Source organism: Dyella sp. M7H15-1, from assembly GCF_004114615.1.
In the GTDB taxonomy this organism is placed as follows: domain Bacteria; phylum Pseudomonadota; class Gammaproteobacteria; order Xanthomonadales; family Rhodanobacteraceae; genus Dyella_B.
This window is the reverse complement of sequence record NZ_CP035300.1, coordinates 1,692,796-1,717,609: the sequence shown is the minus strand read 5'-3', so window position 1 is coordinate 1,717,609 and position 24,814 is coordinate 1,692,796. Positions and strand designations below refer to the sequence as shown.

Genomic DNA, 24,814 nt, shown 5'->3' with positions numbered 1-24,814 from the left:
CTTATGAATACGGCGTCCATCCGCATCAATGCCCGCCTCACTGGCGAGGATGCCCAGCGCTTCATTGAATTAACTGAAGGCGAAGGCGGCCACAACGCCTCCGATCTGCTCCGCGACGCACTACGCGAGTACTACGCGCGGCATGCCAAAGCACGCCCGAACGCATTCGAGCTTATGCAAGCCTCCGGTTATATCGGCGGTTTCGATGCACCGGTCGATTTGTCCAGTCGCTACAAGGACTACCTGACCTCCTCGCTCGAAGAGAAACTTCCATACGTCATCAACGAGCCCGCACCGCCTTACTCGGCAAAGAAAGCGCGATCCCGAAGCAACCGAGGCAAAACCGGTGGTAAGCGATGATTCTTGCGGATTCTGGTTTCTGGATCGCGCTGGGAAGCCGCCGCGACCGCCATCACAAACGCGCCGTCGAGGCCGCGAAGAAATACTCGGCGGAAGGCTTCGTTACCACTTGGCCAGTACTGACCGAGGTGGTGCATCTTATTGCGCACCGCGTGCATCCGGCACAGGCGATCGTCTTCGTGCGAGATATTGCGCGCGGCGCCGCTACCGTCACCGACCTGCCCGAGACAGCCTTGCATCGCATCGAAACGCTGATGCAGCGTTATGCGAATCTGCCGATGGATCTGGCCGATGCATCGCTCATCGTGCTCGCCGAGGAACTCGGCGAAGGCCGGATTCTTTCCACCGACGCTCGAGACTTCGACGGCTATCGCTGGAAGAGCCGCAAGCCTTTCACCAATTTGTTGCTTGCGGGTTGACCTCCCCCTTTGACTCAATCAGCCCTTATGGAATGAAAGACGTCCGCCTTCGGCCTCCACCACGATGGCGTCGCCGCCTGCAAAACGTCCTTCCAGGATGTCCCTCGCCAGCGGATTTTCGAGCTGCTGCTGGATTGCGCGCTTGAGCGGACGCGCGCCATACACCGGATCAAAACCAACATTGCCCAGCAGATCCAGCGCCTTGTCGCCGATGTCCAGCTTCAACTGCCGCTCGGCCAGGCGCTTCTCCAGATAGGCGAGCTGGATACGTGCAATGGCGCGGATTTGCTTCTTCTCCAGCGGGCGGAACACCACCAGCTCATCCAGGCGATTGATGAATTCCGGACGGAAGTGCGCCTGCACCACCCCGAGCACCGATGCCTTCATTTGCAGGTAGTCAGCTTCCGAATCGCCGGCCTGCTCCTGGATCAACTGCGAACCGAGGTTGGAGGTCATCACGATGACGGTGTTGCGGAAATCCACGGTGCGGCCCTGGCCATCGGTCAGCCGGCCGTCGTCCAGCACCTGCAGCAGGATGTTGAACACGTCCGGATGCGCTTTCTCCACTTCGTCCAGCAGGATCACGCTGTACGGACGGCGCCGCACGGCCTCGGTGAGATAACCGCCCTCTTCGTAACCGACGTAACCCGGCGGTGCGCCAATCAAACGGCTCACGGAGTGTTTTTCCATGAACTCGCTCATGTCGATGCGCACCATGGCATCCTGCGTGTCGAACAGGAACTCGGCCAGTGCCTTGCACAACTCGGTCTTGCCCACACCGGTCGGACCGAGGAACAGGAAAGAGCCATACGGGCGATTCGGATCCGAAAGACCGGCACGTGCTCGACGGATCGCGTCGGAGACCGCACGCACGGCTTCATCCTGGCCTACTACGCGTTGGTGCAGCGACTCCTCCATATGCAGCAGCTTGTCGCGCTCGCCTTCCAACATTTTGCTGACCGGAATGCCGGTCCAGCGCGACACCACCTCGGCAATTTCTTCCTCGGTGACGCGATCTTGCACCAGCTTGAATTCCTGCTGTTCAGCCGCTTGCGCCGCAGCGAGTCGCTTTTCCAGTTCGGGCAATTTGCCGTACTGGATTTCGCTCATCTTGGCGTAGTCTTGCTGGCGCTGCGCGGATTCCAGTTCCTGGCGGGCCTGCTCGATCTGTTCCTTGATCTTGGTGGCACCCTGCAACGCCGCCTTCTCGGATTTCCAGATTTCGTTGAGGTCGGAGAATTCGCGTTCTAGCTTGCCGATATCCATGTCGAGATCGGCGAGGCGTTTCTTGGAAGCTTCGTCGGCTTCCTTCTTCAGCATCTCGCGTTGGATCTTGAGCTGGATCAGGCGGCGCTCCAGGCGATCGAGTTCTTCCGGCTTGGAATCGATTTCCATGCGGATGCGTGACCCGGCTTCGTCCATCAGGTCGATGGCCTTGTCCGGCAACTGGCGGTCGGTAATGTAGCGATTGGACAGTGTGGCCGCGGCAACGATCGCCGGATCGGTGATTTCCACGCCGTGATGCACGGCGTAGCGTTCCTTCAGGCCACGCAGGATGGCGATGGTGTCCTCCACGCTAGGCTCGCCCACGAACACCTTCTGGAAGCGGCGTTCCAACGCAGCATCTTTTTCGATGTACTTGCGGTATTCATCCAGCGTGGTGGCGCCGATGCAATGCAGTTCGCCACGTGCCAGCGCGGGCTTGAGCATGTTGCCGGCATCCATGGCGCCGTCGGCCTTGCCGGCGCCGACCATGGTGTGCAGCTCGTCGATGAACAGGATGATCTGGCCTTCGTTCTTGGCCAGGTCGTTGAGCACCGCTTTCAGTCGCTCTTCGAATTCTCCGCGGAACTTGGAGCCCGCGATCAACGCGCCCATGTCGAGCGCCAGCACGCGGCGATCGCGCAGGCCTTCTGGCACTTCGCCCTTCACGATGCGCTGCGCGAGACCTTCGGCGATGGCGGTCTTGCCCACGCCCGGTTCGCCGATCAGCACCGGATTGTTCTTGGTGCGACGCTGCAGCACCTGGATGGTACGGCGGATTTCTTCGTCGCGGCCGATCACCGGATCGAGCTTGCCGTTTTCGGCACGTGCGGTGAGATCGACACAGTATTTTTCCAGCGCCTGGCGTTGATCCTCGGCGTTTTCGCTTTGCACCTTTTCACCGCCGCGCAGCTTTTCGATCGCGGCGTCCAGATGCGCCTTGGTGGCACCCGCGGCTTTCAGTGCCGCGCCTAGTTCGCCCTTGTCTTCCAGCGCAGCCAACACAAACAGTTCGCTCGCGATGAACTGATCGCCGCGCTGTTGCGCAAGCTTGTCGGTGAGATTGAACAGGCGCGTCAGATCGTTGCCTGCATGGATATTGCCTTCCTGCCCGCGGACCTTCGGCAAGCGCTCAAGCATTTCCACAACGCGCTGATGGAACGCCGGCACGTTGACATGGGCCTGGGTAAGCAGCGGCGCAGTCGAACCGCCTTGCTGGTCGAGCAGGGCCGCCATCAGATGCACCGGTTCGAGCATGTTGTGGTCGCGTCCAATCGCTAATGATTGCGCATCGGCCAGCGCTTGTTGAAAACGCGAGGTAAGTTTGTCCGTTCGCATCGATGTATCCCCAAATAAGGTTTGGCGGACAGACCGCCACTGCCGGAAGAGATGCGGACACGACGGAATGATTCAAGTTTGGCTCAGCGGGGGCGTTAAGTCCGCGTAGGTTGGGGTGCAAACCCCAACATCGTCCATGCGTACATGCATCCCGATGTTGGGGTTTTCACCCCAACCTACGGCGCCAGCCAGATCAAGCTGGCGAAGCGTCCGCCACGGGCGCCTTCGCGGCGGTAGGAATAAAAACGCGTGTCAACGCGGGTGTCGAAGCCGCCGCCATAAATGCCTCGGACCCCTGCCGCCTTCAACCGCTGCCGCGCCAGCATGGCCAGATCACATAGCCAATGACCTGGACGCGTCGCCTCAAAAGCTTCCTCAGCAGTCGCATCATGTTCCACGAATGCTTTGCGCACCTCATCACCCACCTCATAAGAAAGTGCGCCAATACACGGGCCTAGCCAAGCCAACACGCTAGCCGAAGGCCGCTGCATTTGCTCCACCGTTTCTTCCAGCACACCCGCTGCCAAGCCTCGCCATCCTGCATGTGCCGCCCCAATGGTGGCGCCGTCCTGGGTACAGAACAACACCGGTAGGCAATCGGCAGTGAGAATCGCCAGCACTGTTCCGGGCAGGTGTGAAACCGCGGCATCCGCCTCTGGTTCATCCGAACTAGGCAGTAGACCAAGATCGGCTACAACCTTGCCATGTACCTGCCGTAACCAGCGTGGCTCGGCGGGCAGGTCCAGCGATTGGCGTAAAGCGCCCCGGTTGCTACGCACCGTGTATTCATATTCGCCACTGCGTAAACCGAGATTGAACTGGCCGAAAGGGGGCTGAGATATACCCGGACCATCGCGTGTCGTGACGGTCGCATGCACTCTGGCTGGCGAGGGCCAGTCAGGAAAAATCCAGGATCCGCTCATAAATAGGCAACATTATGCAAAAACCACGGAGGCATTTCAAAATTGCCTGGATATACCACTCGCACCTCATGCATTGTCGACAGTGTCGACCACGGAGGATTGTTTCCCTACGTAATAGGACCGGTAGATCCATACCATAAGAAATATGGCTAGCAGAAAAGTTATTGGCCTAAATGGAACGCTATAGCGAGCAAAAGGCGCACCCATCACATGTACGCCGATAGCAAAAAGGTGTAACAAGGCAACAAAACGAATACCATCTGCCTTTACCGATCCAAATAGAATCTTGGTCCGCGACAAAAACGCCACACAGGTTCCAAGCAAGCCAAAAATAATCAGTGGCGTATATAAACTTAGCATCACGGAAGTTATAATAATGAATATTGTCGATGTAAGCCAAGGGGAGCGCAACACCGGATAGGTAAACATATCGGCCCAGCCGTCTGGTGGAGACCAATGGAAGAAATAAGCGACCTTTCCGAACAGATACCAGTTAACCATTTCAACGGGATTGCTCGTAAATTTAATGCGCAAGTCTTCAAAAATGCCTGACAAACTTGATACAGCCCTTGGGGTATTTGGATCAAAACTATAAGGATATCCAAATGTTTCAGGCCGATCCTCATAGCGGAAATTCGGATAGCTGCCGTCGTGCAAGGTTTCGATCATCTTTCCGGGATCAGACATTCGATGCAGCGTGATTTCGTTACGCAGCCACCATGGGGACATCATGAGGATGAAGCCCAATACAAGAGCAATAATTTCACCCCGAAAGCGTCGGATTGAAGGCCATAGCAGCATAAAAACCAATGCAAATGGCCATTGATCGAGTGTCGGCCTGGTCAAACAACTCAGTCCGAATAAAATTCCAGCGCAGCAAGAGAACATCAGCCTCCAGTGTGGCTGATTAGATCTAAGCGCAAGCACCGCGGCCCCCGTTGCCAGCACCACCACCCCTCCAAAAGTGGTCTCTGTCAGTAGATAGGCTACATAGATACTCTGATGAGGACTCAGTGCTACTAGCAACCCAAGGATCAAACCGGCCCAAACGCCGACCAATTCCATCGCCAGCAGCGTGGCACACAACAATGTCGCTTCAGCTATCCAAGCCTGGGCATAGCAGACCCTCGATAAAAATGAGCGATCCAATCGCGCACCCATCATAGTGCGCAATAACCAGGGATAAGCTGGGGGTCTTGCCGCATCGGGCTGAGGCGTTAGAACAGATGACCCGATAAGCGCGGAGGGGTCTGAAGAATAAACACCGGATATTTTCAAGTTCCACGCATAGGCAACGTAATCCTTCGCATCGTTACGAATGGGTCGATCGACTTGTGTACCCGTCGCAGTCCCAAGACGCAAATACAATCCAAGCAAGAGCACAAGCAAAAGACAAAGCAAAGGCAAGAACCGCCATGGCGTTCCTTTGGTCGTCACAATGGTATTCACCCTGCATCCTCTTTGAGCGCCCTGATGAGTATCTCAAGATCCAAGGGTTCAGCCGCCTTGAATTGCATGAACCTTCCGTCCGCCGGATGCTCAAATGCCAAGCGTTCCGCGTGCAATGCCTGCCGACGAAACCCGCGCAATACGCCAACGAGCTCCGCCGTGGCACCTTTCGGCAAGCGGAGACCGCCACCGTACAGTGGATCGCCGACCAGCGGATGTCCGATATGCGCCAGATGCACGCGAATCTGGTGGGTGCGTCCGGTTTCCAGATTGCACTGGATCAGAGTGTGCGCGCGGAAGCGCTCGCGCAGACGATAGTGAGTGACGGCGTGCTTGCCGTCTTCTTCGTCGCGCACGGCTTGGCGCAGGCGGTCGGTCATATGGCGACCGATGGGCGCGTCGACGGTGCCGCCGGCGATCAGGGTGCCCAGCACGATGGCTTCGTATTGCCGCTCGACCGCATGTCGAGAAAGCATGTCCACCAGGGCAGTGTGGGTGGCCAGGGTCTTGGCCACCACCATCAGGCCGGAGGTGTCCTTGTCCAGGCGGTGCACGATGCCACCACGCGGCAGTTCGGCCAGCTTCGGATCGTGGTGTAGCAGGGCATTGAGCACGGTGCCGGCAGCGTTGCCCGCACCAGGGTGCACTACCAGGCCAGCGGGCTTATTCATGACCAGCAGGTGTTCGTCTTCGTGGACGATGTCCAAAGCGATGTCCTCAGGCGAGCTGGCAACCTCGATCTCCAGCTCGGCCTCCAGCTGCACCCGTTCACCGCCGCGCAACAAGTGGCGCGGCGCTGCCGGGGCGCCATCCAGGGTGACTGCTCCGGCCTTCACCCATGCGGTGAGGCGGGAACGGGAGTAGTCCGGGAACATCAAGGCCAGGGTCTGGTCGAACCTCCGACCTGCGGCCGCCAGGGGGACAACGGCCCTATGACGAATGATGGTCGTCATAGGGCCGGGACTCGAAACGGGAGACTCCGGACTTGGGGAGGAACCCGCAGACCGAAGCCTTCCAACGATCTTCCCGCTCCCCGCTGATCGTTGAAGCCGAAGAACACCATGCCACCGATGCTGCTCAGCCGAGTCCCGAGTCCACAGTCCCGAGTCCCGGCTCTATCAGCTATCATCCCTTTTCGCTCAAACATCTGAACCCCTTACTCATGCGCGTAACCAAGCTGCCAGTCGCCCCGACATCTGCCCTTAAAGTATTGATGGTGCTCGTTCTGGCCTTGACGATGAGCGCTTGCTCGTGGTTCGGGCATAAGGGCGACCCGCTCGATACCCTGCCATTGCCGCTGCTTTACGCCAGGGCTCATAACGATCTGATCCATTCCGATTACTCGGCGGCCGAGAAAGCCTACCAGCGTCTGATCGCCCGTTTCCCGTCAGGCCCGTTCAATGAGCAGTCCCAGCTTGAACTGGCTTATGCGCAATACAAGAACAACAAGCCGGATGATGCGTATTCCACCGTCAACCGCTTCATCAAGACCAATCCACTCAATCCACATGTGGATTATGCCTATTACCTGCGTGGCCTGATCAACTTTGATCGCACCAGCGGTGTCATCGAGCGCGCCTTTGCCAGCGAACGCACTGGCGCCCAGGCACGTCGCGATCAGGGCTACAACCTGAGGGCCTTCGACGATTTCTCTGACCTCAGTCGCCGCTTCCCGGACAGCGCCTACGCTACGGATGCCCGTCAGCGCATGATCTACCTGCGCAATGTGCTGGCTCAGTTCGAAATCAACGTAGCCAAGTTCTACCTGCGCAAGAAGGCCTATGTAGCATCGGCCGATCGTGCCCAGTACGTGATCGAGCACTATCAGGAGTCGCCGCAGGCCGGCGATGCCTTGGCCATACTGTGCCGCAGCTACCTCAGCCTCAATCAGAAGCAGCAGGCTGATCAGGTCCGCAAAGTGTTGGCGCTCAACTATCCGGATCATCCGTACCTGAAGGATCCACATTGGCCGCACTCACCGTCACTGCTGCGCAAGATGATTCCGTTCTCGGGGCATTACTGAGCCAGTATCCGCTGGATCGGGTAGGGCACTGGGCGCCCAGCAGATCGCCATCGTGCAAAGCTTGCTGGCGACCTGTCGCTTGCACGACGTTAATCCCTACGACTACCTGGTCGATGTCTTGCAGCGCGTGGGCGAGCATCCGCAGGCGCGCGTCCATGAACTGACTCCACGCGTCTGGAAGACGCTGTTTGCCGATAAGCCGATGCGCTCTGATCTACATCATGCACATGGGGGCATCAAGGACGCCGGGTAGCGAGCGCTTACGTGCCGAGGAGAGGTCACGGAATCAGGTGAATAGTTACCGACTGACTTATCTTCCAAATATCAGGCTAAAACCTGAGTGCCTGGATAAAAGAAGCTCTTATAGTAACCTGATTCCGTGGGCTCCTGACTCGCACCCCGCATGCCCACTTGCTTTGCGTGAGATCACCCACTCACCCGCCGGATGAGTCAAAGATCACTCGCAAACCCAGAGGCCATGTGCACTGCGCGTTGGGAGGTCACGGAATCAGGAGTAAGGGTGCGCCGTAATCGATTTCTTCGTGACGGGCGCATGAGATTCAACTCATCCTGTAACACGGCTATATCCATGACTAAAGACGGTTCTGAGCGACTACTTTCGGAATTTGGTGCGGCGATGAAGCTGTCAAGCTTGTCATTTGATGATAATGGTATGGCTATAGGAACCTCGCTCGCTTGACGCTGCGCCCATCACTTCCTCTCACATAACCCACGATTGAAATCAGAAATGGAACCTAAAATCACATCAACCTACTGTCGTCCTTCGCTTCAGACAGATAGAACCGACGAGCTCTTCGGGACCAAGCACCAAAAAATAAAGGCTGTGGGTACTTATGTTGAAAGCCTCTGCCATGACGCTGATTCTGCGATCTCTTATTCGCTCTCCAAATCAACAAAAGGCTCAAAGGCTCGGCCTTCTGAGGCGGTAAGCGTTGCGCTTGACAAATACAACCACGCTGCGAATGAAGTCACTAATTCAATATTCAGGGGCCATGTACGCCCACCTATGAAGTTTGATAGATTGGGAATTTCTATAACGGAGAGCAGTAGGAATCTCAAAGATCTTAATGAATCACTTATCGCATTGTCGGAAGCGGTTAAGCGGGATATAGCCCCCAGCAATCTAGCTATAGCCCACCAGGTGCTCAAAAACGCTTTAAAGGCAACAGCATTACAGGTTATTGCGGCCACTGCACTGTGCCGTGGTTCAAATAATGAATCATTTAACCCGAGTGACTTGGCTTCGAAGAACTATTCTACTGTGATCGACGAAGCTAACCATGCATCCCGCGAATTCAAGGCTACCGTCGAGGCTAACAACGCTTCCAAAACAATCGACGTATCAGGCTGGGATAGTGCCCTTACGGAATTGACTGGTTCGATAAACGCGATAAACGACTCGATAAACGATGATATCGAAAAGCTTGAGAAACGTCGGCAGGAAGAAAATCTAAAACTTCCAGTGAATAAAGTTCCGAAAAATAGTATTTTTGAGATCTCCGCGCCCGAGCAAGAGTTCAAGAAATTCACGCACCACGATGAACTTTAAACGAATCCGATTACACACATTTTTTTCGATGTCAGGCCGGGTGAGTAGGGCGTGAGGGTGCGGTCATCGCGCGAAAACAAACACTTGTGCGAGCACTGAATCGCTCGCTTCACGGACCCTCACCCGCCTGCCGGCACCCTCTCCCGGAGGGAGAGGGGATCATTCATCGGATGTTTCGGATATGTGTAATCGGATGCTTTAAACGAGCGGTCTGGTATGTCCCAGGCACTCGGACGCTACAGGTTTTGCGCAATCATGATCGAGGGGAGTTTCGGGGCCATCCACTGTACAGAGTGTACCGGCGCGGACATCTTTAAATGGAATTTCGGATCAACATGGAACCGAATTTCGGGCGAAAAAAACAGGCTAAGTGCCTGTTTTTTTCGCTGGTACGGTGATAGGACTCATTAATCTAATAATTACGCGGCATGTGGTGATTTTATTTGAAAAGTACCGTCATAAGTACCGTCATTTGTCGCCAGCTTGCCTAGTATCCATGCATTCACCTCGGCAGCGGACCATGCCACGGTGCTCCGAGTAGGTGTAAGCGCACGGGCCTGCGGGAACATCCCCGCATTCGCCCAGCGGTAAAGGGTGGCTTTGCTTACCCCTACAAGGGCTAAGACGGCGGGGAGGCGTAATAGGGCAGGCGCGGGGTTCGTTTTCTGTGTCATGCGTTCATTCCTTCAATGCTTGAGGCGCAGCCAGTGGTTAGGTTGCGCGGATCTGTCTGTGTCGGGTGGCATGGGGGCGAGCCAATTCGAGGTGACTCGAAGTGCCTCCGCGAATCAGCGGTGCAAATTTCGGTTTGTGGTCGACGGCCTGCGTCGACAGTGGCGCGATGTGCGGTGCTTTCATCTTCATGCGCTCGCCGGGAATGCACCAAATGGCGGCATCTAGGTCAAGCCGCCAGCGATCTTTGTTGGCTGTAGTTTCAGCGGTCTCACCCTGCGCTTCACGCCATGCCATCCAGTCGCGGGCTACTTTCTCGAAAGTCTCCGCAGCCGTAGCGATTTCCGTTGCTTTCATCTTCTTGGCGGTCTTCCGAGACTCGCTGGGATCGACACCGTTCGCTATCAGCTTGCGACCATCGTCACGACGTTGCCGAGCATCGGCGAGGGTCACGGTGGGATATACTCCCAGCGCAAGAGTCTTGCGCTTGCTGTCGAACCTGTAATCCATCCGCCAATACCACGCGCCATCCGGCTTCAGCAGCAGATACATCCCGCCGCCATCGGTGAGCTTCTGTGCGGTAGCTGCGGGTTTGGCTTTGCGTACGGCGGTATCAGTCAGCATGACGGTACTTTGTTCGTTTCTTCGGCGGCATCTTACACAAATACCGTCAGATGTACCGACAGATACCGTCAGCTTCCCTGCGATTCCATGCGACCGCCTGCAACGCTACAGGCATGAAAAAGCCCGCTTTTATGCGGGCTTCTCGGCTTACCTGAGTTTTGCTGCTACTACTTGAAACTCGTCATTGGTACCGGTGATAGGACTCGAACCTACACGACATCGCTGCCAGTGGATTTTGAGTCCACCGCGTCTACCATTCCGCCACACCGGCACGTGAGCGAACGACTATTATGCCGGTTTCAGTTCACTGGGTCGAGACTCAATGGGCGGTCGAAGCGCTCGTAGCAGTGATCCTGGCCTTTGGGCTGGAAAACGGCGCAATGGGTCATGTTGCCGGAGTAGATGTGCAGGCTGACCGCCACGGTGTCGTCGCTGGGGTTACGGATGGTGTGGTACTCGTGGGGCGGGATCAGGCTGCCGGCGGAGCCGGGGCCGGCCTGGATGGAGCCGACAGGTTGGAACTGGCACAGGTCGCCCTTGTCGGCCAGACGCTCGTACTGCACCACTTCCAGGGCGCCGCTCCACACACCTTCCACGCACCACATGCCGCAGTGGTCATGGATGGGGGTGCCTTGGCCAGGGCCCCAGGTCATGGCCACCACGCAGTAGCCGAGTTCGTCGCTGTGGTAAAGCTCACGGCGAGCATAGCGGTTCTCGGCGGTCTCGAATACGCAGTCGGGCAGCACGATTTCCTTGTTGCGAATCAGCTTGCACAGGCTATTGCGCAGGCTGTCGGTGATGGCGGTCGTTGCGCCTTTGGAAATGGCTTCGTCAATGGCGTTGATAAGTTTCTGGCAGCCGGGGAATTCCGTAGTGAGCATGGCAGTCTCGATATATCCAGGGTTGGCGGATAACCCATATGGAAGAACAAACCGGCTGAAGCCTGGGTAAGGCGACTCTGCTAGCCTTCTTGGGATCCATGGGAGCGATGGTGATTGTAGCTTACCGCCCGAAACCGGGGGCGCAGGGGAACTGGAAGCGCTGGTTCGCGAACATGTGCTTTGCCTGCGCGTGCTAACCCAACGACAGGCGTGACAGAAAACCACCGATGGCGCGACTGTAATTTTCGATATCGACCAGGAACGCATCGTGGCCCTGTGGCGAATCCAGTGCTACGAATTCCACTTTCGCACCCGCCGCTTCCAGTCCTTCCGCAATTTGCTCCTGTTGTTCCAGTGGAAACAGGATATCGGTGCTGACGCCGATCACCAGTGCCTCTTCGATCTGGATGCGCTTGAGGCCATCGAGGATGCTGCCGTTGCCGTATTCGGCAATGTCGAACCAGTCGCTGGCGCGTGACAGGTACAAATAGCTGTTGGGATCGAAGGTACGTATGAAGCGTTGCGCATGGCCTTGGAGATACGACTCCACCTGGAATTCAAAGCCGAAGGGTTGGCCTTCGCGTTGCTCGGGGTCGAGCCGGATGCGGGCGAAGCGGCCGTTCCATTCCATGGCGGAGCGGTAGGTGATCACGCCGAGCTTGCGCGCGATGCTCATGCCGATATCGGGATAGTGCGTGCCGTCGTATTGGCCATCGTTCCAGTGCGGATCGAGGCGAATGGCTTCACGCTGCAATGAGCGGATGGCGATGGCGAAAGGCTGTGCTTGTGGTGCGGTGTCCACGCTGATATGCGTACGCACGCTGCCAGGGTGGAGCACCATGTACGCAAGCGCGCTCATGCCGCCCATCGAGCAGCCGATCAGGCAGGCCAGCTTGTCGATGCCTAGGCTGCTGACCATTGCGTGCGCGGCATGGGCGACATCTTCCAGCGACAGGTCGGGAAAAGTCAGGCGATAAGGTTTGTCGGTGGCGGGATCAATCGACGCCGGACAGGTGGAGCCTTTGTCGCTGCCGAGCGAGTTCATGCAGATGACGAACCAGCGCGTGGTGTCGATGGCCTTGCCGGGGCCGAGCATGTCTTCCCACCAGCCCGGCGAAGGGTCGGTGTCGTTGGAAGCTGCATGGGCGCTGGGAGAGAGGCCCGTAAAGATCAGCACCGCATTGTTGCGCGCCGCGTTCAACGTGCCCCAGCTTTCGTAGGCGACATGCGCGCCATGCAACGTGCCGCCACGCTTCATCGCGAAAGGCGAGGGCAGGTTGAAGTATTGGCGGGCGTCGTTCATGACGGGTCCTTCTTCGCCGGCAAGGTGGGCCTTTGCGTGTTGGCTGACGATGGCGGCGTGTCGGTACTTGATGCCGCGGCGGGTTTGCCGCCGACCTTCGCATCAGCCAGTGCGATTTGTTGCGCCACCGCTTGGGCAACACTGGAACCCGGTTGCAATTGCGGCTGCAAAATGCGCCAGGTGGCGGCGGCGTCGGCGTAGCGGCCTTGCTGATAATCGCTGATGCCGAGCAGCCACATGGCACGCTGATTGTTGGGTTCCAGTTTTATCGCCCGCACCAGCAAATCGCGGGCGCGGCCTTGCAGCGAGTGGTTTTCGCTCGCGGCGGCGCTGGCTTGCGCCCAGCCGACCATGGCGGCGGTATCGTTCGGTGCCAGTTTCAGCACGTGATCGAAGGCATCGCGGGCTTGCTCCGGCTTCTGCATGTCCATGTCGGTCTGGGCCAGCAAACCCCAGCCTTGGGCGTCATTGGGGTTGCTGGCCAGGTGCGTTCGCAGTTGGTCCAGTGCGGTGTTGATGTCGATTGCGGTTTGCGCCTGCGTTGGCACGCCATCGAGGGTCGACGGCGTGCCGATTTTCAGATAGAGAAGTGTCGTACCCATGGGAAGGACCAGAGCGATAAACAGCATCAGCACGAATACGCTGTGCGGGTACTCTGCATGGCGGCCTTTTTTCAGCAGGGGAAGCAGCAGCAGTGCCAGCGCCACAGCCATCATCACTGCGGCGGCTATGTAGAAAGCGGATTTCACCAATCGTCCCCGTTGTCGGTCGATGCGGCAGGCGTGCCGGTACGGCTGCGCTTGCGGATGGTATAAGCCACCACGAAGCCTCCTGCGATCAGGATCAGCAACGGCCCGAACCAGAGCAGCCAGGTGCGGACATTCAGCGGTGGGTCGTAAAGCACGAAGTCGGAATAGCGGTCCGCCAGGTATTGCTTGATCTCGGCGTCGCTCTTGCCTTGCTGCATCAACTCGAACACCTTGTGACGCAGGTCGCGTGCAAAGTCGGCGTTGGAGTCGGCTAGGGTTTCGTCCTGGCAGACCAGGCAACGCAGTTCGCTGGTGAGGTGCTGGAAGCGGAGTTCTTCGGAGTGATCGCGGAACGGAAGCGGGTCGATGGCCTGCGCCGACGCTGCGCTAGCGATGGCGATCAACACAAACATCAACCATGTTTTCAGGGTTTTGCCCATCACGGCGCTTCCTTTTCCAGCGCCGCAATGGCTAGCTTGAGCTGTTGCGCAATGATGTCCGGTGTCAACGGGCCAATGTGCTTATAGCGGATCACCCCGTTGCCATCGATCAGGAAGGTTTCCGGTGCGCCATACACGCCGAAATCGATCGCCGTGTGGCCGGATTGATCGGTGATCACCATGTCGTACGGATTGCCGTGCTGGGCCAACCAGGCTTTGGCGTCGTTGGGATCGTCCTTGTAGTCGTAACCCACCACCGGAATGCCCAGGTTTTTGGATTCGGCCATCAGCACGGGATGTTCTTCACCGCAAGCGAAGCACCAGCTTGCAAATACATTCACCAGATAGGGTTTGCCGAGCATCGATTCCTTGGTCACCGTATCTGCGGGGGCATCCAGCCTGGGCAGTGCAAAAGTCGGTGCGGGTTTGTTGATCAGCGGCGATGGCACGGCGCTTGGGTCGTGCGCGCTGTTCCACCAGATGCCGAAACCGAGCAGAGATGTCAGCAGCAGGAAACCGAAGAAGGGCAGCAGCCGGCTCATGCCTGCGACTCCTGCACGAGTGGGGTGATGGTCGATGCTGCTTTTACCTCGCGCTTCACGCGAAAGCGGCGGTCCGTCGCGCTGACAAACCCGCCCAGCATCATGAACAGGCCCCCGCCCCAGATCCAGCGGATAAACGGTTTGGTATACAAACGCAGCGCCCACGCGCCTTCGACGTGATTTGGGTCCATCGGTTCGCCCAGCGCGACGTACAGATCGCGGGTGATGCCAGGATCGATCGACGATTCGGTCTGCACCTGTTCGCGCACATAGGTGCGTTTTTGTGGATGCATCACGGCCACGGTCGAGCCGTTGCGTGTCACGGTGACGATGCCTTGCTCGGCTTCCCAGTTCGGGCCAGTGGTTTGGGTGACGCCATCAAAACGGAATTCGTAACCGCTGACCACGACCGTCTGTCCGGGTGACATACGCACGTCGCGCGTCACGCTCAGCGATTCGGACAGCAGCACACCGATAAGAAAAATCGCCACGCCGAAATGCGCTAGCAGCATGCCTGTCATCTCAGCTGGATAGCGACGACCGCGCGGCATGTCACGCCAACGTTTCACGATATATAACCCCACGCCAACACCCACCCACATCGCGCTCGCAATGCCAGCAATGGCCTTGAGTTGACCTTGCACGAAGAACGCCGCCAACACCGCACAGGCGGCTGCGGCGAGACCCGCGCGTACCAGCACTTGTTTGAGCAGCGACGCATCGCTGCTGCCCCAGCGCAGATACGGGCCGAACGGAAGCAACAGCACCACCGGCAACATCAGCAACGGGAACAGCAGGCCGAAGTAGGGTGGACCGACCGAGATTTTGCCCAGATTCAAGGCATCACCCAGCAGCGGGAACAGGGTGCCAAGCAGCACCATGGCCGCGGCCACGGTAAACATCAGGTTGCCGATCAGGATGGCGCTTTCACGCGAGATCAACGCGAAGGCCTTGCCACCGGCGACCTTCGGCGCGCGCAACGCGTACAGCAGCAGTGACCCACCCACCACGACGGCAAGGAAGCAGAGAATAAAGGTGCCGCGGCGCGGATCGGAAGCGAACGCATGCACGGACGTGAGAATGCCCGAACGCACGAGGAAGGTGCCAAGCAGCGATAGTGAGAAGGCGAACAGCGAAAGCAGGATCGTCCACGCACGCAGCGAGCCGCGTTTTTCCGTCACCGCTTGCGCATGAATCAGCGCTACGCCCACTAGCCACGGCATGAAGCTGGCGTTCTCCACCGGATCCCAGAACCACCAACCACCCCAGCCCAGTTCCGCATACGCCCACCAGCTACCGGCGACGATGCCGCAGGAAAGAAAACCCCACGCTGCATTCGTCCACGGTCGCGCCCAGCGTACCCAGGCTTGTTCCATCGAGCCGCCAAGCAGCGCTGCCATCGAGAACGCGAACGCCACCGAGAAACCCACATAACCCATGTAAAGCACGGGCGGATGGAAGGTCATGCCAGGGTCCTGCAGGATCGGATTGAGATCCGCGCCATCGGGCGGCATCGGCAGCAGGCGGTCGAAGGGATTGGACGTGAACAAGATGAAGCACAGAAAGCCGAGCGAGATGATGCCAAGCACGCCCAGCACGCGCGATAGAAATACTTCCGGCAATGATCGACTGAACAACACCAGTGCGATCGTCCACAGGTTGAGGATCAGCACCCACAGCAACATGGAACCTTCGTGCGCTCCCCACACGGCGGCGATGCGGTAATACCAGGGCAATTGCAGGTTCGAGTTGTTGGCTACGTATTGCACGGAGAAATCAAAGTGCAGGAAGGCCCATACCAGAATGAGGAAAGCGAGTCCGACAAAGACGGTTTGCCCGATAGCAGCCGGCCGCGCCACGGCCATCAGTGCGCGATTGCCGCGCCACGCGCCGATCAGCGGCAGGATGCTTTGCGCTAATGCCAACATCAGCGCGAGGATGAGGGCGAGTTGACCGAGTTCGGGGGTCATGAGAGCCAGGACTCGGGACTTGGGACTCGGGACTCGGCGAAGCCGCATCCCGTTGCCTCGGATTTTGCGCGGAAATTGGTTGAATATCGAAGGTGCATAAGTGTGCCCGTAGTCCGCTCTTACTGAGTCCTGAGTCCCGAGTCCCGAGTCCCGGCTTCATCGTCCCCAGTCCCGGCTCCATCAATCTTCTTCCCCGCATGCGCCTTGGCCATCGCCTCCTTCAGCTCCTTGGGCATGTAGGTTTCATCGTGCTTGGCCAGTACTTCAGTGGCGATGAAACGCGCACTGTCCATATGGCCGGTGGCGATCACTGATTGGTTTTCGCGGAACAGGTCGGGCAGGATGCCGTTGTATTCCACCGGCATCGCGCTGCCGGCGTCGACCACGGTGAAGGTGACCTTGAGTGAGTCGTTGCTGCGCTGGATCGAGCCTTGCTTCACCATGCCGCCAAGGCGAAATGTTTTGTAGTGTGTGGCATCGCCCGCCTGCACCTGGCTTGGCGTGAACAGGTAGTTCATGTTTTGCTGCAAGGCGTAGACGGTCAGCGCCGAGGCAATGATGATGGCGACGAGTATGGCGATGATGATGGTGAGTCGGCGTTGGCGTGTAGGGTTCATGGTTGCACTTGCACTACGCGTCCCGAAGGGGAGAGGGAGTAGAGCCACGCTCTTTGCGAGCGCCCTGACGTGCCATGCGCCTGCGCAATTCGCGCAGCAGCCGACGGCGACGAAATTGCGATGCTAGCCAGTCGACCAGCAGTGCCACGAAGAACACGCCGTAAGCTGGCCATACGTAAGCGGCATAACCGCCCATGGCGAAGAACGATTGCAGCGAGTCGCTCATGCGCGCCCCTCATTCTTGGCAATCTGACGCACCCAGTCCTTGCCGCTTTCCAACGCCAGCAGATCCGTGCGCATGCGGCCGAACAGGCTTGCGATGTAATAGCATTTGGTGGCGATCATCATCATCAGCAACGGCCAGATCATCGATGGGGCAATGGTCGAGGGGCCCAGCAGGCGGATGGTGGAGCCTTGGTGCAGGGTGTTCCACCAGTTCACCGAGAAATGCACGATCGGTACGTTGATGATGCCGATCAGTGCCAGGAAGGCCGCGGTGCGTGCGCCTTGCCGGCGATCCTCGAAGGAGTGGTACAAGGCGATGACGCCCAGGTACAGGAACAGCAGCACCAGTTCCGAAGTGAGTCGCGCATCCCAGGACCACCATGTGCCCCACATGCGCTCACCCCACAATGACCCAGTCACCAGGGTGATGAAGGTAAAGGCTGCGCCAATCGGCGCCGATGCCATCGCTGCCACTTCGGCCAGCTTGATGCGCCAAACCAGGGCGATAAAGGCGGCTAAGGCCATTACCGCGTAGATGAACAGACTCATCCAGGCGCAGGGCACATGGATGAAGATGATGCGGTAGTCATCACCTTGCTGATAGTCCGGTGGCGCCAGTACCAGGCCACCGTACAGGGCGACCAAGCCGAGGATCAGCGCCACGGCGATCGCCCACGGGCGCAGCGTGCCCGCAAAGCGGTAGAACACCGGTGGCGAACTCAGTTTGTGCAACCACAGCGGGATCCAGTGGGTCATGTCAGTGGCTTAATCCGAGTTTCCGTCTTGTCCTTGCAGGCGACGAGCGGCGCGAGCAAAGGCACGGCAAACATGAAGTGTATGCCGAGGCGCGGGGTGGCAACGGCACGAGACAATGAGTTGTCCATTCACTCCGAAAGGTTGCGCTCTGGCGGCTGTTATGCGGCGATACGCAGGCATGGATCGTTCCTCATGAGTCCAGCGCGATACGGAGTGCGGCCGCGCAAGCCAGCGGGGCAAGCACGACGGCCATGATGAGTGCGGCGCCTAACCATGCGATGGGGGCGATCCACGGCAGCCCGTCTTGCGCGGCTGCCAAAGCCCCGGCGGCGAAGATCACCACCGGCACGCACAGCGGCAGCAGCATCAGCGCAAGGAGCATACCAGAGTGCCGCGTTCCGGCCGTGAGCGCCACCAGGATGCCACCGAGCAGACTGAGCAACGGAGTGACCAGTAGCAGGGTTAGCACGAGAATCGGGATGACGGGCGGCGGCAGGTGCAGCATGCCGGCCAGCAGCGGCGCGATCACAATCAGTGGCACGGCCGTCGCCAGCCAATGCGCCAGGATTTTCATGCCGAGCATCAGCGCCAGTGGTTGCGGTGCCAGTATCAGTTGTTCCAGCGAACCGTCTTCGATGTCGCTGCGGAACATGGCATCCAGCGCCAGCAGCATTGCCAGCAGTACGGTCACTAGCACCACGCCGCCGGCGATGCGACGCAGTAACGTGTCTTCCGGACCGAGCGCGAACGGAAACAGCGACGTGACGATTAGCGCATACAGCACCGGCAACACCATGTCGCCGCGCTGGCGCCAGGCTAGGGTAAGGTCGCGGCGCAACACCGCCATGCAGGCACTAAGAGTCTGTCTATGGCCTCCGCGTGGCCCACGTTGTGCCTGAGCAGTTGTCAGGTGACGGTGTGCAGCGCAGGCCAGACTGGCTGTCTGGTCAAGCTGCGCGCTGTCGCTTGGCGACTGCTCAGGCACAACCCGAAGGGCCGGGTCTGTTTGCCCGCAATCCTGCGTTGTCTCTCGGTTACGTATTGACATACGCGCCCTCGTTCCGCCTGGTCTTGCGTGCAAACAGCTCCCGGAGCGGGCTACGCGGAGGCCATAGACAGACTTTAAGGCTAGGTCGTCGCGGATCAGTCATGCAGACGGATCCGCTGCGGTTCGCCGCCATGGAATTGCACGGCGCCGTGGCTGGTGACCAGCGCTGAACCACCGTGTGCGATATGCGCTTCCAGCATGCCGTTGACCAGCTCGATGCCGATGCGATCGAGGTTGGCGTAGGGTTCGTCGAGCAACCATAGTGCGGCGGGAATCAGCAGCAACCGCGCCAGCGCCACGCGTTTTTTCTGGCCAGCGGAAAGCTTGCGTACCGGGTCGTCTTCGTAACCGGCGAGACCGACATGGGCAAGTGCTTTATCGATATGGCTGTGTTCGCGATGGCCATGCAATCCGATAGCAAAGCGCAGATTTTCACGCGGATTGAGTTCGGCTTTCAGTCCTAACTGGTGACCAAGGAACACGATTTCGCCGCTGCAGCGGTCCCAGGTGAGCGGCTCGCCACGCCAGAACAGCTCACCTTCTTCCGGACGCAGCAAGCCGGTGAGGATGCGCATCAAGGTGGTCTTGCCGCTGCCGTTGTCGCCCTCGATGAGGGTGAGTTCACCCGCATCGAGCGTGAAATCCAGTGGGCCGAAGACGGGTTCGTCCTGGCGGTGAAAGGCCAGGGAGCAGGCTTCGAGTAGTGGTTTGGTTGATGAGCTGGAGGTCATTCCAGGAGGACTTAGCCTGCTTGTCCATGCGGTGGCCTGTCACTGCCAAGGCGCAAGCGCGCATAGCCGTTGCCCAGCCCATGCACGTAGGCGTTTTGCTGAAATTGTTGTGCCAGTTCGTCGATATCGGCCAGGTTGGGACCGACCACGAACAGGCTGGTCTCGCGCCAGGCATCGCCCACGCCAAGGCCTGGACGAATACAGATCGTGCGGGGCAGTTTGCGTAAGGCGGTGAGCAAGGCTTGCTGCGCCACACGATTCTGGGCGCGCGGTTGCGCCTGCGAGTCGGGATTCCACGCGGTAATGAAAGCCCAGCATCGATCCTCGATGAGTGGGTGCAGGGAAACTGGCAGCGCGGCATCGACCTGGATGGAAACCCAGCCGCCTTGGGCCAGGCGTACCCGATAGTCGGTGCTGCGATAGACGTCGATCAGTGAATTATCCATGGCGTAATGGGGGTAGCGGGGGCAGCGTGGCCTCCAGCGTGCTAATGGCGGCATTGAGTTGCACGTCGTTGGCGCTGATCGATCCACGCAGCAATTGTTCGAGAAGTTGGTCCTGCGCGCGGCCGCGTTCGTACGCATAGGCGTAGGGCAGGTGCGTAAAGGTGACCATGCGGTAGCGCGCCATGAAATGTTTCGGCGCGCGCTCGGCGAGTCGCGCACCCAGTTCACGCTTGGCGAGATAGTGCGGATCGGCCACCGAATCGCGCATCTCGATGTAGTTCTCCAGCGCCATCGCGGCGATGGCATTGGCATTAGGCTGGCGGATGCGCTGGAACTCGGCGAACGCGTCGCCGGTATCGTGCCCGGATTCGGCCAGCAGGTCAGCCAGCACCACGGTGTCTTCAAAGCCGCAATTCATGCCCTGACCATGGAACGGCACGATGGCATGCGCCGCATCGCCGATCAACAGTGAGCGGTTGTCGATATGCCAGCGGTCGAGATACAGCGTGGAGAGGGTGCCGACCGGATGGTTGTCGTAATCCTCGGCAAAGTCAGGGATCAGTGGTAGCAGGTCAGGGAAATTCTGGCGGAAGAAGGCTGCGGCCGCAGCGGAATCCGACAAGGTATCGAAGCTCGGATGCGGGCCATGCGCAGGCAGGAACAAGGTAACGGTGAAGCTACCCTCGGTATTGGGCAGCGCAATGCACATATAACCGCCGCGTGGCCAGATGTGCAGTGCATGCGGCTCAATCGCGAAGCGCTCGGCGCCCGTTGCGGGTGGGATTTCCAGTTCCTTGTAGCCGTGGCCAAGCGGTTCGACCCGGATGCCTAGCGGCAGGTAATCATTCATCGCATGGCGCAGGGTGGAGCCCGCACCATCGGCACCCACCAGTACGGGAGTGTCATGCGGGTGCAGGCGGTTGTTTTCATCCGCTAGTACGATGCGCCGCGCGTCAAAGTCGGCACTCACCAGCGACTGGCCGAAATGCAGTTTTACGCCAGCCGCTTCCGCGGCATCCAGCAGCAACATGTTCAGCCCGCCGCGGGATACCGACCAGATCACTTCGCTGTCGTCGACGCCGTAGCGCTGCAGGCCGGAGCTGCCTTCGAGCGGGTGCACCATGCGGCCGCGCATCATCACCGCACGTTGCAGCACATCGTCGGAAAGCCCCGCGCGGCGAAGTGCCTGCAGGCCACGCTCGGCAAGGGCCAGATTGATCGAGCGACCCGCAGTGAAGCCGACCTGGCGTGGATCGGGGCGCTTTTCGAAAACCTCCACCTCAAGGCCACGCTTGGCCAGCAGTTGGGCGAGCAGGGCGCCGACCAAACCGCCGCCGATCAGGGTGATAACTTGCCGAGTCATGCCGCGCACCGTGGGAGGAAGCCCGTCACTGTTCCGCAACTAGCGGTTTACTGCAAGTACGTTAAGCTTGCCTGAAACGTTCAGAAGCTCATGAAATACCCGCCATTTACCGGCAGGTTGGCGCCGGTGATATAGCTGGCGTCGTCAGCCGTGAGAAAGACCACGGCGCGGGCAATATCCGAGGGGGTGCCCAGCCGGCCTACTGGGATGTCGGAGATGATCTGCTGGCGGATGTCGTGGGGTACGGCAGCCACCATCGGCATGTCGCAATAGCCCGGCGAAACCGTGTTGACGGTGACGCCCTTGCGCGCGGTTTCGCGGGCCAGAGCCATGCTGAAACCATGCACGCCAGCCTTGGCAGCGGAGTAATGGGTCTGACCGAACTGGCCAGTTTGCCCATTCACCGAACTGAGGTTGACGATGCGGCCAAAGTTGCGCGACGTCATACCCTCGACCACGTGCCGGCACATGTTGAACACACCGTCCAGGTTGACGCGCATCAGGTCGTGCCACTGCTGCGGATCCATCTTGCGCAAGCTGGTATCGCGGGTGATGCCAGCAACATTCACCAGGATGTCGGCATGGCCGATGTGGCGTTCGATGTGTTCGATTAGGCCCCCGCAGGCTTTGAAGTCGCTGACGTCGCAGGGTTCGAAGCGGATGGCGCCGCGGTAAGTGGAAACCTGCTCGCGAAAGGCTTCGATACGTTCGCCACGCGTGGCGAGGTCAACCGCAATAACTTGCCGTCCGGCATCAGCCAGGCGCATGCAAATTTCGGTACCGATGCCACCGATACCGCCAGTGACAACGGCGATGCGCGATGCGGACGTTGACGAAGTCATCACGTATGACTCTCCAGAGCATGCCGCGCGGCAGCACGTGTTGTGCTGCAACGGTGGCGTGACCGCGAAGGCAGGCTTGCCCGGGATCAGGCTTTTTTGGTGGTGGTGCCGGGGCGGCCAGACTGACCCGGCTGGCCGGCGCTCGGCGTTGCCTGCGAGGCGGCGTCCAGAAAGCCGCTCTGCATCGACTTCCAGGCATCCAGATTACGCTGCGTCAGATCGTTCAACAGCGACCAGGGGGTTTGTCCCATCAGGCTGTTGAGCTGGGTCCGGAACTGTTGCTGCTGGTCCAGAAAGACCTGCAGGCTGCGCTCCAGATACGGACCCATGAACCCTTGCAGGGAGTCACCGTAGAAACGGATGATCTGGCTCAGCAGTTGGGGCGACAACATCGGTTGCCCCTTCTCCTCGTGCTCAGAGATGATCTGCAGCAATACGGAGCGGGTCAGGTCCTCGCCCGACTTAGCGTCGCGGACCTCGAAGTGTTCGTTATCCAGAACCAACTGACGGACTTCCTCCAGCGTGATGTAGCTGGAAATCTCCGTATCGTAGAGCCGGCGGTTCGGGTACTTCTTGATGATGCGAGTTGTTTGTGCCATGCGGCACAAACTAGCAGAAGGTATTGCGCCGCACCAGTCTGCGTTCAGCTTTTATGCTGCACTGAAGGGTGCAGCATTAGGCCAGGGCCGCTCAATGCCCCATGCCTCCGCCAGCACTGCCGAAGGGTGGTCGGGAGAACCACAGCACGGGCAGCAGCAGCACGAACAGGATGGCGCAGCCGTAGAACACATCGTTGACGGCCAGCGTATACCCCTCCCGATCCACGATCTGGTTGATATAGCCGAGCTGCTGGGTGGCACTTAGGCCCAGGTGCGACAGTTTGTGCAGGAAGTCGCCGGGGGCGGGAGTGCTGTTGTTTACGTATTCGGTCAGCGAGGCGTGATGATAGATACCTCGGTGCTGCCAGAGGGTCACCATCACGGCGGTCGAGACGCTGGAGCCGAGGGTGCGGAAGAAGTTGGAAAGCCCTGATGCACTGGCGATTTCGTGCGCCTGTAGCCCGGACAGGTAGATCTGGTTCAGCGGAATGAAGAAACAGGGAATAGCCAACCCCATCACGAAGCGCGGCACGATCAGGGCGGCGAAAGACGCGGCGCTGTCGAAAGTCGAAAACCAGTATGAGGTGCCCGCAAAGATTAGGAACGCCATAGTCACCAGGATGCGCAGGTCGATCTTGTGCATGTTGCGGCCGACGATCGGCGACAGCACGAAAGCCAGCACGCCACCCGGCGCGGCGGCCAGACCGGCCCAGGTGGCGGTGTAGTTGAGCGTGGTCTGCAACCACAATGGGTACACCACGTTGATGCCGAAGAAGGCGAACATGCCTAGCGACAGGCTGATCACGCCAACGGTGAAGTTGCGCTTCTTGAATAGCGACAGGTCGATCACTGGATGTTTGGCATGGATTTCCCATACCACTAGAAACGTCAGGCACACCAGCGCGATCAAGCCCAGCGACAGGATCAGCGTGGAGTTGAACCAGTCGTGATCGTTGCCGTTGTCCAGCATGAATTGCAGGCAGCCCACACCGACGATCAGCAACACCAGCCCGACCGTATCGATCGGCGTTTTGACTGTCTTGGTTTCGCGCTTATGCAGCAGGCTCCAGGTAATGACGGCGGCGAGCACGCCCACCGGTGCGTTGATATAGAAGATCCACGGCCAGGAGAAATTGTCGGTGATCCAGCCGCCCAGGATCGGGCCGAAGATCGGCGCGATCACCACCGTCATGGACCACATGGCGAGCGCGATGCCGGTGCGTTCCTTCGGGTAGCTGGAGAGCAGCAAGGTCAGCGATAGCGCCACCATCGGACCCGAGCCTGCACCTTGCATCAGGCGGGCGAACACCAGCATCGGCATGGTGGTGGCCATGCCGCAAAGCATCGAGAACAGCACGAACAACAGTACCGAGGTGACGAAGGTACGCACCTCGCCGAAGCGTCGTGCGATCCAGCCGGTCAGCGGCTGCATGACCGCGCTGGCGAGCGAGTAGGAACTAATTGTCCACGTGCCTTCGTTGGGGCTCACCGCAAGGCTGCCGGCGATATGTGGCACGGCGACGTTGACGATGGTCATGTCCAGCACTTCCATGAAGGTGCTGAACGCGACGGCGACAGTTAGCAGCACCAGTGGTGTGCCGTGCAAGGGCTTTCGTGGTGCTGCGTTATCGGGAGTAACGGCCATGATGGGCTCGCCGGGC

25 protein-coding genes, 1 tRNA gene and 1 pseudogene are annotated in these 24,814 nt (G+C 59.0%); 5 read left to right on the top strand and 22 right to left on the bottom strand.

Annotated features, from left to right (window positions below; all coding sequences use genetic code 11):
- The first annotated feature begins 3 nt into the window (after nt 1-3).
- Both EO087_RS08085 and EO087_RS08080 read left to right on the top strand, forming a co-directional pair.
- Entirely contained in the window at nt 4-360 is a 357-nt protein-coding gene (locus EO087_RS08085) for a ribbon-helix-helix protein, CopG family (protein ID WP_128898424.1), read from the top strand.
- Nucleotides 357-779 carry a PIN domain-containing protein gene (locus tag EO087_RS08080; RefSeq protein ID WP_128898423.1) on the top strand — a complete coding sequence of 141 codons (423 nt, stop codon included), beginning with the start codon at nt 357-359 and terminating at the stop codon, nt 777-779. Before EO087_RS08085 ends, EO087_RS08080 begins: the two co-directional genes overlap by 4 nt.
- A gap of 18 nt (nt 780-797) precedes the next feature.
- Here the strand turns inward: EO087_RS08080 and clpB are convergent, their stop codons facing one another.
- The 4 genes from clpB to rluD all read right to left on the bottom strand — a co-directional run bounded on the left by clpB (nt 798) and on the right by rluD (nt 6,705).
- Nucleotides 798-3,380, bottom strand: a complete 2,583-nt coding sequence (clpB, locus tag EO087_RS08075; RefSeq protein WP_128898422.1) for an ATP-dependent chaperone ClpB — start codon at nt 3,378-3,380, stop codon at nt 798-800.
- 176 nt (nt 3,381-3,556) lie between these two features.
- Entirely contained in the window at nt 3,557-4,303 is a 747-nt protein-coding gene (pgeF, locus tag EO087_RS08070) for a peptidoglycan editing factor PgeF (protein ID WP_128898421.1), read from the bottom strand.
- 66 nt (nt 4,304-4,369) lie between these two features.
- Nucleotides 4,370-5,752, bottom strand: a complete 1,383-nt coding sequence (locus tag EO087_RS08065) for a glycosyltransferase family 39 protein (protein WP_128898420.1) — start codon at nt 5,750-5,752, stop codon at nt 4,370-4,372.
- Nucleotides 5,749-6,705 (bottom strand): 23S rRNA pseudouridine(1911/1915/1917) synthase RluD, encoded by a 957-nt coding sequence (gene rluD, locus EO087_RS08060; RefSeq protein WP_128898419.1) that lies wholly within the window; start codon nt 6,703-6,705, stop codon nt 5,749-5,751. Before rluD ends, EO087_RS08065 begins: the two co-directional genes overlap by 4 nt.
- Before the next feature lie 209 nt (nt 6,706-6,914).
- On the opposite strand from rluD, the gene EO087_RS08055 reads away from it, so the two are divergent.
- The 3 genes and pseudogenes from EO087_RS08055 (at nt 6,915) to EO087_RS08045 (ending at nt 9,345) form a co-directional block, all read left to right on the top strand.
- On the top strand, nt 6,915-7,775 hold the full coding sequence (locus EO087_RS08055) for an outer membrane protein assembly factor BamD (protein WP_128898418.1): 861 nt from the start codon (nt 6,915-6,917) through the stop codon (nt 7,773-7,775).
- 28 nt (nt 7,776-7,803) lie between these two features.
- A pseudogene (locus EO087_RS08050) lies at nt 7,804-8,028 on the top strand (transposase domain-containing protein); the annotation flags it as partial.
- 495 nt (nt 8,029-8,523) lie between these two features.
- A complete protein-coding gene (locus EO087_RS08045) occupies nt 8,524-9,345 on the top strand; it encodes a hypothetical protein (protein ID WP_128898417.1) in 822 nt (273 codons plus the stop codon).
- 711 nt (nt 9,346-10,056) lie between these two features.
- On the opposite strand, the gene EO087_RS08035 is transcribed toward EO087_RS08045, so the two are convergent.
- The 18 genes from EO087_RS08035 to EO087_RS07950 all read right to left on the bottom strand — a co-directional run bounded on the left by EO087_RS08035 (nt 10,057) and on the right by EO087_RS07950 (nt 24,798).
- The gene (locus EO087_RS08035; RefSeq protein ID WP_128898415.1) at nt 10,057-10,641 is read right to left on the bottom strand and encodes an Arm DNA-binding domain-containing protein; all 585 of its coding nucleotides are present in this window, start codon (nt 10,639-10,641) and stop codon (nt 10,057-10,059) included.
- 185 nt (nt 10,642-10,826) lie between these two features.
- Nucleotides 10,827-10,912 (bottom strand) — tRNA-Leu (locus EO087_RS08030).
- A 28-nt stretch (nt 10,913-10,940) separates the two neighbouring features.
- Nucleotides 10,941-11,522: a cysteine dioxygenase family protein gene (locus EO087_RS08025; RefSeq protein ID WP_128898414.1), complete on the bottom strand. Its 582-nt coding sequence runs from the start codon at nt 11,520-11,522 to the stop codon at nt 10,941-10,943.
- A 193-nt stretch (nt 11,523-11,715) separates the two neighbouring features.
- Nucleotides 11,716-12,825: a homoserine O-acetyltransferase gene (locus tag EO087_RS08020; protein WP_128898413.1), complete on the bottom strand. Its 1,110-nt coding sequence runs from the start codon at nt 12,823-12,825 to the stop codon at nt 11,716-11,718.
- Nucleotides 12,822-13,574 carry a hypothetical protein gene (locus tag EO087_RS08015; protein WP_128898412.1) on the bottom strand — a complete coding sequence of 251 codons (753 nt, stop codon included), beginning with the start codon at nt 13,572-13,574 and terminating at the stop codon, nt 12,822-12,824. Before EO087_RS08015 ends, EO087_RS08020 begins: the two co-directional genes overlap by 4 nt.
- A complete protein-coding gene (locus EO087_RS08010; RefSeq protein ID WP_164931883.1) occupies nt 13,571-14,014 on the bottom strand; it encodes a cytochrome c-type biogenesis protein in 444 nt (147 codons plus the stop codon). Before EO087_RS08010 ends, EO087_RS08015 begins: the two co-directional genes overlap by 4 nt.
- Entirely contained in the window at nt 14,014-14,556 is a 543-nt protein-coding gene (locus tag EO087_RS08005; RefSeq protein WP_128898411.1) for a DsbE family thiol:disulfide interchange protein, read from the bottom strand. The genes EO087_RS08010 and EO087_RS08005 overlap by 1 nt, the downstream gene beginning before the upstream one ends.
- Nucleotides 14,553-16,526 carry a heme lyase CcmF/NrfE family subunit gene (locus tag EO087_RS08000; RefSeq protein ID WP_128898410.1) on the bottom strand — a complete coding sequence of 658 codons (1,974 nt, stop codon included), beginning with the start codon at nt 16,524-16,526 and terminating at the stop codon, nt 14,553-14,555. The genes EO087_RS08005 and EO087_RS08000 overlap by 4 nt, the downstream gene beginning before the upstream one ends.
- A gap of 119 nt (nt 16,527-16,645) precedes the next feature.
- The gene (gene ccmE / locus EO087_RS07995) at nt 16,646-17,143 is read right to left on the bottom strand and encodes a cytochrome c maturation protein CcmE (protein WP_128898409.1); all 498 of its coding nucleotides are present in this window, start codon (nt 17,141-17,143) and stop codon (nt 16,646-16,648) included.
- 13 nt (nt 17,144-17,156) lie between these two features.
- Nucleotides 17,157-17,369: a heme exporter protein CcmD gene (gene ccmD, locus EO087_RS07990; protein ID WP_128898408.1), complete on the bottom strand. Its 213-nt coding sequence runs from the start codon at nt 17,367-17,369 to the stop codon at nt 17,157-17,159.
- On the bottom strand, nt 17,366-18,124 hold the full coding sequence (locus EO087_RS07985; RefSeq protein ID WP_128898407.1) for a heme ABC transporter permease: 759 nt from the start codon (nt 18,122-18,124) through the stop codon (nt 17,366-17,368). Before EO087_RS07985 ends, ccmD begins: the two co-directional genes overlap by 4 nt.
- Before the next feature lie 190 nt (nt 18,125-18,314).
- Nucleotides 18,315-18,971, bottom strand: a complete 657-nt coding sequence (gene ccmB, locus EO087_RS07980; RefSeq protein WP_128898406.1) for a heme exporter protein CcmB — start codon at nt 18,969-18,971, stop codon at nt 18,315-18,317.
- 296 nt (nt 18,972-19,267) lie between these two features.
- Complete coding sequence (gene ccmA / locus EO087_RS07975; protein ID WP_128898405.1) at nt 19,268-19,903, bottom strand: cytochrome c biogenesis heme-transporting ATPase CcmA; 636 nt, start codon at nt 19,901-19,903, stop codon at nt 19,268-19,270.
- 11 nt (nt 19,904-19,914) lie between these two features.
- Nucleotides 19,915-20,349 carry a DUF3293 domain-containing protein gene (locus tag EO087_RS07970; protein WP_128898404.1) on the bottom strand — a complete coding sequence of 145 codons (435 nt, stop codon included), beginning with the start codon at nt 20,347-20,349 and terminating at the stop codon, nt 19,915-19,917.
- Nucleotides 20,342-21,712, bottom strand: coding sequence for an NAD(P)/FAD-dependent oxidoreductase (locus EO087_RS07965; protein WP_128898403.1), 1,371 nt, complete (start codon nt 21,710-21,712; stop codon nt 20,342-20,344). The genes EO087_RS07970 and EO087_RS07965 overlap by 8 nt, the downstream gene beginning before the upstream one ends.
- Nucleotides 21,713-21,792: 80 nt before the next feature.
- Nucleotides 21,793-22,554, bottom strand: a complete 762-nt coding sequence (phbB, locus tag EO087_RS07960) for an acetoacetyl-CoA reductase (RefSeq protein WP_128899854.1) — start codon at nt 22,552-22,554, stop codon at nt 21,793-21,795.
- Between the two features lie 86 nt (nt 22,555-22,640).
- On the bottom strand, nt 22,641-23,153 hold the full coding sequence (gene phaR / locus EO087_RS07955; RefSeq protein ID WP_128898402.1) for a polyhydroxyalkanoate synthesis repressor PhaR: 513 nt from the start codon (nt 23,151-23,153) through the stop codon (nt 22,641-22,643).
- 91 nt (nt 23,154-23,244) lie between these two features.
- Entirely contained in the window at nt 23,245-24,798 is a 1,554-nt protein-coding gene (locus EO087_RS07950) for a DHA2 family efflux MFS transporter permease subunit (RefSeq protein WP_128898401.1), read from the bottom strand.
- Nucleotides 24,799-24,814 lie beyond the last annotated feature (16 nt).